The sequence below is a fragment of the Paenibacillus sp. 1001270B_150601_E10 genome (genome assembly GCF_015558675.1).
Classification (GTDB): domain Bacteria; phylum Bacillota; class Bacilli; order Paenibacillales; family Paenibacillaceae; genus Paenibacillus_B.
Map to the genome: position 1 here is coordinate 978,807 of NZ_JADMOL010000001.1, position 12,048 is coordinate 990,854.

The 12,048-nt window shown below is 46.1% G+C and carries 13 protein-coding genes; 5 read left to right on the forward strand and 8 right to left on the reverse strand.

The features are described from left to right. Positions 1-19: 19 nt before the first annotated feature. Positions 20-667, reverse strand: coding sequence for an amino acid ABC transporter permease (locus I2H74_RS04455; protein WP_195571955.1), 648 nt, complete (start codon positions 665-667; stop codon positions 20-22). Positions 668-735: 68 nt separating this feature from the next. Then, complete coding sequence (locus I2H74_RS04460) at positions 736-1,563, reverse strand: transporter substrate-binding domain-containing protein (RefSeq protein ID WP_195571956.1); 828 nt, start codon at positions 1,561-1,563, stop codon at positions 736-738. A 270-nt stretch (positions 1,564-1,833) separates the two neighbouring features. Between I2H74_RS04460 and I2H74_RS04465 the strand changes: the two genes are divergently transcribed. After that, complete coding sequence (locus tag I2H74_RS04465) at positions 1,834-2,592, forward strand: 3'-5' exonuclease (RefSeq protein ID WP_229106326.1); 759 nt, start codon at positions 1,834-1,836, stop codon at positions 2,590-2,592. 95 nt (positions 2,593-2,687) lie between these two features. On the opposite strand, the gene I2H74_RS04470 is transcribed toward I2H74_RS04465, so the two are convergent. Continuing rightward, on the reverse strand, positions 2,688-3,512 hold the full coding sequence (locus tag I2H74_RS04470; protein ID WP_195571957.1) for an aldo/keto reductase: 825 nt from the start codon (positions 3,510-3,512) through the stop codon (positions 2,688-2,690). 285 nt (positions 3,513-3,797) lie between these two features. Between I2H74_RS04470 and I2H74_RS04475 the strand changes: the two genes are divergently transcribed. The 4 genes from I2H74_RS04475 to cysW are packed head-to-tail and all read left to right on the forward strand — an operon-like array spanning position 3,798 to position 6,920. Beyond that, positions 3,798-4,067: a YezD family protein gene (locus I2H74_RS04475; protein WP_229106327.1), complete on the forward strand. Its 270-nt coding sequence runs from the start codon at positions 3,798-3,800 to the stop codon at positions 4,065-4,067. Beyond that, the gene (locus I2H74_RS04480; RefSeq protein WP_195571958.1) at positions 4,027-5,121 is read left to right on the forward strand and encodes a sulfate ABC transporter substrate-binding protein; all 1,095 of its coding nucleotides are present in this window, start codon (positions 4,027-4,029) and stop codon (positions 5,119-5,121) included. Before I2H74_RS04475 ends, I2H74_RS04480 begins: the two co-directional genes overlap by 41 nt. 17 nt (positions 5,122-5,138) lie before the next feature. Next, complete coding sequence (gene cysT, locus I2H74_RS04485) at positions 5,139-5,999, forward strand: sulfate ABC transporter permease subunit CysT (RefSeq protein ID WP_195572143.1); 861 nt, start codon at positions 5,139-5,141, stop codon at positions 5,997-5,999. 39 nt (positions 6,000-6,038) lie between these two features. Further along, positions 6,039-6,920 carry a sulfate ABC transporter permease subunit CysW gene (gene cysW / locus I2H74_RS04490; RefSeq protein WP_195571959.1) on the forward strand — a complete coding sequence of 294 codons (882 nt, stop codon included), beginning with the start codon at positions 6,039-6,041 and terminating at the stop codon, positions 6,918-6,920. Between the two features lie 55 nt (positions 6,921-6,975). Here cysW and I2H74_RS04495 read toward each other — a convergent pair whose 3' ends face one another. The 5 genes from I2H74_RS04495 to I2H74_RS04515 form a co-directional block, all read right to left on the reverse strand. After that, positions 6,976-9,198, reverse strand: coding sequence for a M1 family metallopeptidase (locus tag I2H74_RS04495; protein ID WP_195571960.1), 2,223 nt, complete (start codon positions 9,196-9,198; stop codon positions 6,976-6,978). 176 nt (positions 9,199-9,374) lie between these two features. Further along, complete coding sequence (gene gerQ, locus I2H74_RS04500) at positions 9,375-9,908, reverse strand: spore coat protein GerQ (RefSeq protein WP_229106328.1); 534 nt, start codon at positions 9,906-9,908, stop codon at positions 9,375-9,377. Between the two features lie 48 nt (positions 9,909-9,956). Continuing rightward, positions 9,957-10,382 (reverse strand): cell wall hydrolase, encoded by a 426-nt coding sequence (locus tag I2H74_RS04505; RefSeq protein ID WP_195571961.1) that lies wholly within the window; start codon positions 10,380-10,382, stop codon positions 9,957-9,959. Between the two features lie 168 nt (positions 10,383-10,550). After that, positions 10,551-11,180, reverse strand: coding sequence for an NAD(P)H-dependent oxidoreductase (locus tag I2H74_RS04510; protein ID WP_195571962.1), 630 nt, complete (start codon positions 11,178-11,180; stop codon positions 10,551-10,553). A gap of 286 nt (positions 11,181-11,466) precedes the next feature. After that, positions 11,467-12,048, reverse strand: a 582-nt coding sequence (locus I2H74_RS04515) for a hypothetical protein (RefSeq protein WP_195571963.1), incomplete at its 5' end; no start/stop codon positions are given.

Sequence of the window (12,048 nt, forward strand, 5' to 3'; positions counted from 1 at the left end):
TACCTTGCCCAGATCCTGCTTAGTATGCTTTTGCAAGACGTGCCTCTACGCGATTTAGGATTGCGGTAAAGAAGATGCTCATAATCCAATACATAATGGCAATTTCGATATAGATTAATAGCGTATACCCGTAATACTGTGCAATAACCTGTTGTGCGCGGAGCAAGAGATCGGATACCGTTACAATGGATACCAGCGAGGTCTCCTTCAGCATCCCGATAAAGGTATTGCCCATCGGCGGAATTGCAATACGCGCAGCCTGCGGCAGGATGATGCGTCTAAACGTCTGCCACGGTGAGAGCCCCAAGGAGCTGGCCGCTTCCCATTGACCCTTCGGCACGGACAGCAAGGCGCCGCGGAAAGTCTCCGACAGGTATGCACTGACGTTAATACTAAGTACGATATAGGCTGATGTCATCGGGCTTAACGTGATTCCAACATCCGGGAATCCATAATACGCGATAAAGATTTGTACGAGAATTGGCGTACCTCTAATAATAGACACATAGAACTGGGCAAACCACTGCAGCGGACGAATCCCCTTCATCCGTACTACAGCGACGCCCAGTCCCAATATGATCCCGAAAAACATAGCGACGATCGTAAGCTGCAGGCTTACGATCGCACCTTTTAGAAAGAAAGGAATATTCGATAAGACGATATCCATGGCGGTTAAGCTCCTCCCTCATTCTGTCTGTTGCATGCAGCAAGTGAGCTGGCTTCAACCGTCCACCCTTACAAGGTAGGCTCTACGCCGAACCATTTCTTGTGAATCTCTGCATAGCTTCCGTCTTGCTTCATCGCTTCGAACGCTTTATTAATCGCATCAAGAAGTTCTGGCTGCCCCTTCTTGATCGCAATGCCTGCTACGTCTTCCTTGATCGGATCTCCGACAGCCTTAACCTTCACGCCCTTTTCTTCGATCATAGGCTTAAGCGCAAATACGTTGTTGATCGTAGCGTCGATACGGCCTGTGTTCAAGTCCATGAGAGATGTAATGACATCTTTGTAGGTGACAATCTCAAAGTCGCCTACTTTAGGAAGAACTTCATTGCGAAGATAGGCTTCATCATTCGTTCCAAGTCCAACTCCGATCTTCTTGCCTTTGAAGTCTTCTACAGAGTGAATATCCTGATTGTCTTCTTTTACGACGACATTTACTGCATTTTTAATATATGGCTCCGAAAAGTCGATCGACTGCTTGCGCTCGTCTGTAATGGTCACTTGGCTAATCAATGCATTGAACTTGCCGCGCTGCAAGCCCTCGATTAGACCAGAGAATTCACCTGTCACAATCTCAGCTTCAACACCCATATGCTTCGCGATAGCTTTTGCAATATCTGCATCGTAGCCATCGATTTCTTTCTTCTCGTTAAGGAAGTTATAAGGCGCATAAGTGCCCATCATTCCGATGACAATCTTGCCATCCTGCTTGATCTTCTCCAAGGAATTGGCTGCTGCTGCTCCTTCATCCTTCGAGGCACTTCCACATCCTGCTGCCACCAAGGCAACGATCGTAAGGATAAGCAAGGATAGCGTGCCGCGTTTCCATCTGTTTCTCATGTTTGTTCTTCCTCCTTCAAGCTGCTGTATATCATGTTCCGGTAATGCTTTGCGGATTAGCTTTCGTCTTTCATCCTAATTTTCCATAATCTTTGCAATATTGTGAAAACCATTCATGGATACTCAAGAAAATTAATGATCATTTTCATGCGACCGCAAAGAAATAGCCTGAGTCTCTATAACTCGGGATTTATTACCCACTAACTAAATTATAGTTTATAACCGCAATTCTGATTTGTCTAGTCTTTTTTCTCGTTAAGGTCTACTGTAATGGAATACCATCAACAAGCTGAACCAACCTATGATACAATTAACCAAGCTACTTCAGATAGAAACGAGGGACAACCGGTGCTTGCCATCATCTACGACTTAGAAATGACCGTTAATCGTAAAAAAGGAGAACCTTCTGAGATCATCGAGATCGGCGCCGTTAAGGTCAGCACGATCAATGGGAAACCAGAAATTATCGATAAATATCAATCCTTTGTTCGGCCCGTCTATACCCCACGGTTATCTTCGGATACTGAGGATTTTACCGGCATCACGCAAGCCGACGTTCATCAGGCCAGTGCGCTGCAAGATGTGCTGGATTCCTTTATCGCATGGATAGACAGTGACGAATATGCCCTGCTGTCTTGGGGAGAAGACGACAAAGTGCAGTTTGTGAAAGAATGCCGGGATAAGAAGATTCCTCTTCATTGGCTCATGAACTACACGAATCTTCAGAAGCAGGTAACCACGCTTATGAAACGCAATAAAAATCAACAAATTGGGCTAAAAGCCGCACTTGAGGCGCTCGATATCTCCTTTGTCGGAGATCATCACCGCGCGCTTGACGATGCTTATAATACCGCCCTCATCTATTTACACTTTGCGGATCATATTAAGCTCCATCTAAATGAGACCTCAGACTACGAAACGTACAAGTCTGAACTTATCTATCAGGATGAAGAAGAGACGGAAGACGATCGCTTATCGAAAAGTCCATTTGCAGCGCTAGCCAGCATGAATCTCCCAAATCGGAATTAAGTATATCCCTTTTCAAGGGTGGCTCGTTCTTTCCATAATGAAAATAAGAAGCCCGCGATGACGATATCGGGGCTTCTTTGCTATGAAGCTTTCGATTAATAGCTGTTCATAACCGCTGGGTCTGGACCAACGCGCTTGTCTTGATTCAACGCATGAATTTGAGCCATGTCATCTTGAGTCAATTCGAAGTCAAATACATCGAAGTTCTCTTTGATGCGAGATGGCGTGATGGATTTTGGAATCACAATGTTGCCGATCTGCAAATGCCAGCGAATGATAACTTGAGCTGCAGTCTTGCCGTGCTTGCTTGCAATAGAGAGGATGTCCTCATTCGTAAGAATGTCCCCGCCCTGCATCAATGGGCTCCATGCTTCCAAAATGATATTGTGCTTCGCGCAGAACTCGCGAAGTTCATGCTGTGCAAGTCGAGGATGGCATTCCACTTGGTTGACAACTGGAACAACTGAAGTCTCGCTCAACAGCTTCTCCAAGAATTCAATCGGGAAGTTCGAAACGCCGATTGCACGAACGCGTCCATCCGCATAGAGCTTCTCCAACGCTTTGTATGTATCCACATATAGATCGCGTTCAGGCACAGGCCAATGAACGAGGTAAAGATCTACGTAGTCCAAGCCAAGCTTGCTCAAGCTCGTCTCAAATGCTTTAAGCGTTTCTTCGTACCCTTGATCCGAGTTCCATACTTTCGTTGTTACAAAAATCTCTTCACGAGGTACTCCGGATTGCTTGATCGCTTCACCGACACCCGCTTCGTTGCCGTAAATGGCCGCCGTATCAATATGACGGTATCCAACCTCAAGCGCCGTCTTCACGGAATCAACAACCTGACTGCCTTCTTCTACGCGCCATACGCCAAGCCCCAATTGAGGCATCTTTACACCATTGTTTAACGTAACGATCATGTTAGCCCTCCTCTAATGTCCAATCTGACCTTTCTCCTTTTTCAGTATAGTATTAACTGCATGTTGAAGCAAACATATCCTTTCAATAATTAGGCAACTATCTATTCCTCATATGAATGAACTCATTTGATGATGAAGATACCCCTTTTTTCTAAAATGAGAACAAGTGGAAATTGAATCCATTTCTTGTTGACACTGCTATTTCGCACTGATAACATACAAGCAAATATATATCCGATAATTTTCATCGGAATGGTTTTAGATAAAAGAAAGGGAGGACTTATCATGAGCGTACAACGGTCACCACAGGAGCCGCGCATGGAGCTATTAAGCTTGGATCAAGAGGAGATCCAATGGCTTTGCCGCATAACCGATCAGCTTCGCGATCTTAAATTCGGTTCTCTTCATATCGTCATTCATGAGGGACGAATCGTGCAATTAGAACGGACGGAGAAGCATCGTTACGACATGAATGAGGCCATCTCGCTCTACAAAGAAAAAGGGGGGAAATCCAATGTTACAACTAAATCAGGCACAAAAAAAAGCCGCAAGTAAAAACCGCAATCGAATCGCAGCTGCCATTGTGCTGAGCCTGCTCTTTACGATCGTAAACGGCTGCTCGACCCAAGGCGCAAAGGATGAAGCGGAGCCTGGGACTGATTCAATAACCGGCAAGACGATTGAGCTTCAAAATGTATCCTACGACCCTACCCGCGAGCTGTATGCAGAATATAACCAGGCGTTCCAAGCGTATTGGAAAGAAAAGACCGGCGATACCGTTACAGTGAAGCAATCTCACGGCGGCAGCGGCAAGCAAGCCCGTTCCGTTATCGATGGCCAGAAGGCGGATGTTGTGACTTTGGCACTTGGCTACGATATCCAAGCGATTCAGGAGGCGGGGCTCATTCAAGAAGGCTGGCAGCAGGAATTCAAAGACAACAGCGCCCCCTACACCTCCACCATCGTCTTCCTTGTGCGCAAAGGCAATCCAAAAAGCATCAAGGATTGGAACGACCTCACACGCGAGGATGTCTCAGTCATCACACCCAATCCTAAAACTTCAGGCGGAGCACGATGGAATTACTTAGCCGCTTGGGGATATGCCCTGAAGCACAACAATCAGGATGAAGAAAAGGCAAAAGAATTCATCAAGCAGCTGTTCAAGCGGGTTCCGGTTCTTGACTCTGGTGCCAGAGGCTCCACGACCACCTTCGTCGAGCGTGAGCTGGGGGATGTCCTGATCTCTTGGGAAAATGAAGCCTTTCTTGCAGTAAATGAACTTGGTAAAGACAAATTTGATATTGTCATTCCTTCCTTAAGCATACTCGCAGAACCTCCTGTTGCAGTTGTTGATAAAAATGTTGAGGGCAAAGGCACGGCTGAAGCTGCCAAAGCCTATCTCGAATATCTTTATTCCGACGAAGCACAGGAGATTGTAGCCAAGCATTACTACCGTCCGCGCAATGTCGACGTGGCTAAGAAATACGAATCCACCTTCCCGAACATCGAGCTGTTGACGATCGATAAGGACTTCGGCGGTTGGAGCGAAGCCCAGAAGAAGCACTTTGCTGACGGCGGCGTCTTCGATCAAATCTATACCGGCCAGTAATGGATGAGGACTCTATGATGACATCCTATCAAGCCGTCTCCACCAAACCTAAGACTAAGCCGTATCGTATTCTGCCAGGCTTTCGACTCACCTTGGGCTTTACGCTTATCTACTTGTCACTTGTCGTGCTTATTCCGCTCTCTACTATCGTTCTTGAATCCTCTCAGCTGAGCGGTTCCGCCTTCTTGCAGCTTATCACGGATAAGCGAGTCCTAAGCGCCTATAAGATCAGCCTGCTGACCTCCCTATGTGCCGCTCTATTCAATGTGGGACTTGGAGTGCTTACCGCATGGGTGCTCGTTCGATATTCATTTCCAGGAAAAAAGATCATTAACGGCATCATAGATCTGCCGTTTGCCTTGCCTACAGCAGTTGCAGGCATAAGCTTAACCGCCATTTACGCTGAGAACGGCTGGGTCGGGCGATTCTTTTATGCGCTTGGCATCCCTAGCGCCTACTCTGCGCTTGGCATCACGATTGCTCTGATCTTCATCGGACTGCCCTTCATCGTTCGAACCGTACAGCCTGTTCTGGAACAATGGGACACGGAGACGGAAGAAGCAGCAGCCATTCTTGGCGCGTACCGTCTTCGAACCTTTACAAGAATTATACTGCCGCAGCTCGTCCCGGCGATTCTAACCGGATTCACCCTCGCCTTTGCACGAGGCATTGGAGAGTATGGCTCTGTCATCTTCATTTCAGGAAATATGCCGTTTAAGACGGAGATCGCACCGCTTCTCATGATGACAAAGCTTGAGCAATTCGATTATCCGGGGGCAACGGCTATTGCTCTGATCATGCTCATTCTCTCCTTTGTCCTGCTGCTCTTCATGAATCTCATCCAATGGCGTTACTCGAAGCGATGGGGAAGCTTGTAAGCTTAAGCGAACATTTGAGAAAAAGGAGAACCTGAATACATGTCTACGAAAGAAGGAACCTTAACGGAATTCCTCCCGCATCATGGGAGACCGCCTTCTAAATCTTTCTCCGTTACCAGTGAATCCGATACGGTCCGGCGACTGTTAATCGGCACAATGCTGTTATTAATAACCCTTGTGCTCATCCTGCCGCTTATTGCCGTATTCTCGCAAGCGTTGAAGAAAGGCGTGGATGTGTTTATCGCATCGCTGACCGATCCTGATGCGTGGGCTGCCATACGCCTTACCCTGACAATCGCGCTTGTCGTTGTCCCGCTGAATGCGATATTCGGCATCGCAGCTGCTTGGTGTATTACGAAGTTCTCCTTTAGAGGAAAACGACTTCTAGTCTCACTTATCGATGTCCCCTTTTCCGTGTCTCCCGTCATCGCAGGCTTTATCTTCATCCTGCTGTTCGGAGCACATGGCTGGTTCGGGCCTTGGCTTGCCGAGCATGGGCTGCAAATCATCTTCTCTTGGCCTGGAATCGTCCTAGGCACTTTATTCGTAACCTTTCCATTTGTGGCAAGGGAGCTTATTCCGCTCATGCAGGCACAGGGAACACAGGAAGAAGAAGCCGCCACAACTTTAGGGGCTACAGGCTGGAGGCTGTTCACACGAATTACGCTGCCTAATATCAAGTGGGGACTCTTATATGGCATTGTGATCTGTAATGCTAGAGCCATGGGAGAATTCGGAGCGGTCTCCGTAGTATCAGGTCATATTCGAGGAGAGACCAACACGATCCCGCTGCACATCGAGATCCTTTATAATGAGTATCAATTTTCTGCAGCATTTGCCGTCGCTTCTTTGCTTGTTCTGCTTGCATGCCTTACGCTCATTCTGCAGCATTGGCTCGATCGCAAGCGACAATTGCATTAGTTTATAGACAGATTTAAAAAAAGAGCCGCAATAATATGTCTGCGGCTCTTCCCTATTATTCAGCAAAGAATTCAGAAATCGGATTATACGTATATTGTTCCTTTAACACCGTTCCTTCTGCTTTATAGACCATGTATTGATACAAGTTGTTCGTAGCACCCATTGTCTTATATGCGGCCATAGGCAGGAATTGCTCTTCGCCCTTTGCACTCGCTTGATCACCTGTCCAGAAGTAATGAACGACCAATCGATCCTTGTTGTATGGATGTACGACGCCATAGGCACCATATACATTCGATTGCTTCATCATCTCTTTCCATGGGAATTTCGCTTCCGAAGCTTTTTTTACCATCTGCGGCTTTAAGGCTTGTACAAATGCATTTTTATTCGGATTCCCTATAGCAATCACATTGCTCTTCGCTAGCGTAGATTCCAGCTCTTTCTTTACTGCCTGACGCTCTGTAAGCACAAGTGGTTTTACACCAACCATGCTGAACATGTTGTTAAATCCTTCGAGAACGATCTGCTGCTGCTTTTGCGCCTGCTTGCTGACTCCATCTGCCAAGACAATGACAACAGGCTCGCCATGTATGGCCTTCTTCATCACGTTAACCATTGTATATTTCGGAAGATCAGTAAATCCACTTAAGATATTGTCATAGAGTTGAGTGGTTGTTAACTTCATGTATTCCTGCATCTCTTGTTCGGTCATTGCATATTTCGGATTCAAATCATAGTTCGGTTGATTAAGGTTCTTATCCATGAGATCGCGAGCCTCTTTACCGAGCTGATCCTCAATAGTCTGCAATAAGCCGTCTACCGTTGCATTTTTATACGCATACCGATTAAAGTATTCCTTCATAAAGGCGTCAAATTTCGATTCCCCTACTGTGCGGTACAACTCATAAATCGCCTGACGTCCTTTTTGGTAGAACAAGAGATTGGACATATCTACTGATTCTTCGTTTGTCGAGTTTATCTTTTGGTCGACAGGGCCGTTTGGCAATCGAATGGCATTAAAACCAGAGAGCTTGCTGCCCTCCTTCTCATAAAAGTAACTCATCGCAAAATCAGCAAAGCCCTCATCCAAGAAGGACTCGTTCTCTGAATCATTCCCGATCATGGAGTGGAACCATTGGTGTGCAATCTCATGCACAAGCACAGAATCATCTGCTGGATTCGACGATACTTGAATAGGGCCCATTTGTACAAGACGGGAGAATTCAACAGCCACACCCTGCACATAAGATTCAACGACACGGAACTCAGGGTAACCGTAAGGGCCGAATTTTTCGCTAAAGAAGTCCAATACATGCAATACATGATCTAAGTATTGTTGGATCACTTGATCTTTTTTGGGATCATTCTTTTCATTCAAATAAAAATACTCAACCGTTCTGCCATTCTTCGTCTTGCTGGCTTTCTTGAAGTTCTCACTTGCGAAGAACACCAATTCTCTTGTGTTGTCCGCCTTTGCCGTCATAATTTTGCGGCCGTCCCCGGTTTTCGTTTCCGTCAGATCTCCTGGCATCGCCACAACCATGTTCTCCGGAACATTCAAGCTTACCTTATAGTCTGCCACATCATAATAGTCTGTTTCAAAATGCGTGCTGTAAGGCTCCTTCGCCCAGCTGTGCGTTGTATCATTGTACACAGAAGCAACAGGGAACCAATGAGCTCCATTAACCAAGTCTTTATATTCAGACAAACGCTGCATGCCGAATGGAATCTTCGTCTTGTATTTCATCTCCAGCGTAATCTCACTGTTGCTGTCCAATCCTTTCGGAAGCTCAACGGTTAGTACTTGATTTACCTTTTTAAATGCAAGGGCTTGTCCCGTTGAAGCATCCTTTACTTCTTTGATATCTATACCTCCTAAGAAGTCCTCAGGCTTCATATCTGGATTCTCTTTTGCAATCAGCTCATTGTTTTTCTTAAACATCGTCGTTTGTGTATCCTTTGAGCGGTTTGCGTCTGCAAAGAGACGGAACACGACCTGATCAAGCTTGTCCTTCGATTGATTTCGATACTTCACCTTTTGGGTAGCTGTAATCAGTCTTTCTTGAGCATGAAGCGTCGCTTGAATATCATACTGAATATGTGGCGCCTGCTGCTTATTAGCGAGGTCGTTTGCTTGTGGGAACTTGGTGGATGAACGAGATGCGGATTCATCCAGCGCATAGGCAGTGCTGCTGCTCGAATATGGCGTTGCCAGCAGCGATAAGGCCATCGTCAGTGACAAAGCACTTAACATCAGTCGACGTCCTGATTTGTTCATTGTTGCTCACTCCTCATGATGAAAGATTAATGAATATGTATTAAAGTATAGGACTGATGTGGGTCGTGAGCTATTGATTTACCTTATGTATCCTTACAATGTTGTCAGGTAGCCATCAAAAAGAAAAAGGGATTGTTTCTCATCCCGAGAACAGTCCCTATCGCAACAAAATGCTATTATTCTACATCTACACGCGTCGGCGTTGGCGTAACGCCTGGATACTCGTAGTTAAGCGGCTCATCGAATGTAATATAATCAAGATTAACCGTTAAGAGAATGATGCGCTGACCCGTAACAGGATCACTGATAATGATGTGATCGCGCCCTGCCGCTTCGACTACACCGCGGAAAATCTTCGCATTCCATTCTCTGTTGTTCTCATAGGTCATATAGAACGTTCCGACCTTGCCCAAGTTCAAGCGAAGAATGTTCTCCACATAGGACTGCTCGAAGCTGAACGGCACGACTGCACCTGTTGGCGTCATCAAATCACCGCTGCTTACTGGCGGCGGCACAACACCTTGTTGGGCTTGGGGCATCATCTGAGGCTGAACTTGCGGCCATTGCTGTACGCCTTGTTGAGCATAGCTTGGTTGCGTATAGGGAACCGGTGTTGGATGCCCTCCTCCACAGCCGCAGCCCGATCTTGGGACTACAGGATAAGAAGGATACAGCTGCTGAACTTGCGGTTGATACATGTTATATGCCATTACATCTCTCTCCTCTTTTATCAATCTTATCTCTTGTGCGCAAGGAACCTATCGATAAACTGACGGACAATCTTCTCCAGAAGGGGCAAAGAAACAGTGGGCTTTAAAGCGGCCTGTATTCTGCTGATTGTACCAGGTTGGAGGACAACTGCCCGCTGGACGGAAAAACCATAAAGAATTGGATGCAGGCCATATCTTTTCACCATTTACAACACGCTGAGCCAGACGAACATCACGATCTCTAGCCCGCTGATAAAAGTAGCTTTTCTGCACCGCCTCGAACCCGCCTGGATTCTGATACACCATATCGTCTACACTTCGAATATTGCGAAAGTCCAAACAGTTTCCTAATATGCGATTCACTCCAACATTACCGACCATAAGCATCCCCTGCTCGCCTTCGCCTTCTGCTTCAGCACGCATAAGCCTCGCCAAGGTTCTTACATCGTTGGAGTTGGTCTTGATCACTGCCATATCTCGTTATCCCTCCCTTCACACGTTACCATCATATGTGCAATGGCCCATTTGGTGACTATGAACCTTTGATAACCCAAAGCGTTATGCCAAGGTCTTTATTCATGCAAAAAAAGGAGCCTTCTAAATGAAGGCTCCTTATCTATAAAGAAGATGTGACTGATGAAATTAAACCAAAGAGAAGTGACGCTTTACGCTTTCTGTTGCACGAACTTTTGCAGCTTCAAGAAGTTCTTCTGCTTTGTCAGGAGTTGCGTTCATGCCTTCAACAACAACGTTTTCGTACTCAGTAATACCGATGAAGCCCATAACAGCTTGCAAGTAGTTGTTCGCGAATTGGAAGCCAGGCGCTTGGGAGTAGTCTCCGCCACGAGCTTCGATGTGAACAACTTTTTTATCTCCAACAAGGCCTTGAGGACCTTCAGCAGTGTAACGGAATGTACGGCCTGCGATTACAACGTTGTCGATATATGCTTTAAGAAGTGGTGGGTAGCTCAAGTTCCACATTGCAGAAACGAATACAACCATGTCTGCAGCGAGGAATTGCTCCAGGATTTCGTTCATGCGGCCAAGCACTGCTTGTTGGCCTTGGCTAAGGTCAGCGCCTTGAGCTGCTTTGCCCCATGCGTCCAATACTTCACCGTCAATCAACGGAATGTGCTCTTCGTATAGGTTCACTGTTGTAACTGCAACATCAGCATTTGCTTTGATTTCATTTACATAGTGGCTCGCCAGGCGAAGACCGTAAGACATGGATTCTGGTTTTGGATTGGAGTTAACTACTAATACTTTTTTCATACAAGGAATACCTCACTTTTCAGCTGTTATTATGTGATTAAAAATCATTTACTTACTTTTGATTAGTATCTTATCTCGAACCAAAGACATTGTCAAGAACTATAATTATATTTTTTTGTCGATGACACACTTTCGAAACAATTATATTTGAAAACTATATATAACAAATTATATATCCACGATATTGTGAAATCAAGTACATATTGTGCAAATGAAAAAGAGCGACCCCTGTAAAGAGTCGCCCTTCAAGAACTGATTGAAGTTTTTTCAACCTACATTCCGTCTATTAGTTAGACGAATCATTTACTAAGGAGGTAATGCTAGTTGCATCAGAAGCAGTCAAGCTGGAATCATCAACATCTTGCGTCGAAGCAGTGATGCTGGATACAGTGCCAGTTGGCTGGAAGCTTTGTGGTACCACATTGCTTTGTGCACCTTGCGTTTGTGCCGTGACGCTTTGCACTTGACCGTATGGTTGGAAGCTTTGCGGTACCACATTATTTTGTGCGCCATGCGTTTGAGCTGTGACGCTTTGCACTTGACCGTATGGTTGGAAGCTTTGCGGTACCACATTGTTATGTGCGCCATGCGTTTGAGCTGTGACGCTTTGCACCTGACCGTATGGTTGGAAGCTTTGCGGCACCACATTGTTATGTGCACCATGCGTTTGTGCCGTGACGCTTTGCACCTGACCGTATGGTTGGAAGCTTTGCGGCACCACATTGTTATGTGCGCCATGTGTTTGTGCCGTGATGCTTTGCACTTGACCGTATGGTTGGAAGCTTTGCGGCACCACATTGTTATGTGCGCCATGCGTTTGAGCTGTGACGCTTTGCACTTGACCGTATGGTTGGAAGCTTTGCGGTAC

What these genes read in the sequence shown, in the direction of transcription:
- I2H74_RS04455 (WP_195571955.1), bottom strand. Translation starts at nt 667, where the DNA reads ATGGATATCGTCTTATCGAATATTCCTTTCTTTCTAAAAGGTGCGATC.
- I2H74_RS04460 (WP_195571956.1), bottom strand. Translation starts at nt 1,563, where the DNA reads ATGAGAAACAGATGGAAACGCGGCACGCTATCCTTGCTTATCCTTACG.
- I2H74_RS04465 (WP_229106326.1), top strand. Translation starts at nt 1,834, where the DNA reads ATGGAATACCATCAACAAGCTGAACCAACCTATGATACAATTAACCAA.
- I2H74_RS04470 (WP_195571957.1), bottom strand. Translation starts at nt 3,512, where the DNA reads ATGATCGTTACGTTAAACAATGGTGTAAAGATGCCTCAATTGGGGCTT.
- I2H74_RS04475 (WP_229106327.1), top strand. Translation starts at nt 3,798, where the DNA reads ATGAGCGTACAACGGTCACCACAGGAGCCGCGCATGGAGCTATTAAGC.
- I2H74_RS04480 (WP_195571958.1), top strand. Translation starts at nt 4,027, where the DNA reads ATGTTACAACTAAATCAGGCACAAAAAAAAGCCGCAAGTAAAAACCGC.
- cysT (WP_195572143.1), top strand. Translation starts at nt 5,139, where the DNA reads ATGACATCCTATCAAGCCGTCTCCACCAAACCTAAGACTAAGCCGTAT.
- cysW (WP_195571959.1), top strand. Translation starts at nt 6,039, where the DNA reads ATGTCTACGAAAGAAGGAACCTTAACGGAATTCCTCCCGCATCATGGG.
- I2H74_RS04495 (WP_195571960.1), bottom strand. Translation starts at nt 9,198, where the DNA reads ATGAACAAATCAGGACGTCGACTGATGTTAAGTGCTTTGTCACTGACG.
- gerQ (WP_229106328.1), bottom strand. Translation starts at nt 9,908, where the DNA reads ATGGCATATAACATGTATCAACCGCAAGTTCAGCAGCTGTATCCTTCT.
- I2H74_RS04505 (WP_195571961.1), bottom strand. Translation starts at nt 10,382, where the DNA reads ATGGCAGTGATCAAGACCAACTCCAACGATGTAAGAACCTTGGCGAGG.
- I2H74_RS04510 (WP_195571962.1), bottom strand. Translation starts at nt 11,180, where the DNA reads ATGAAAAAAGTATTAGTAGTTAACTCCAATCCAAAACCAGAATCCATG.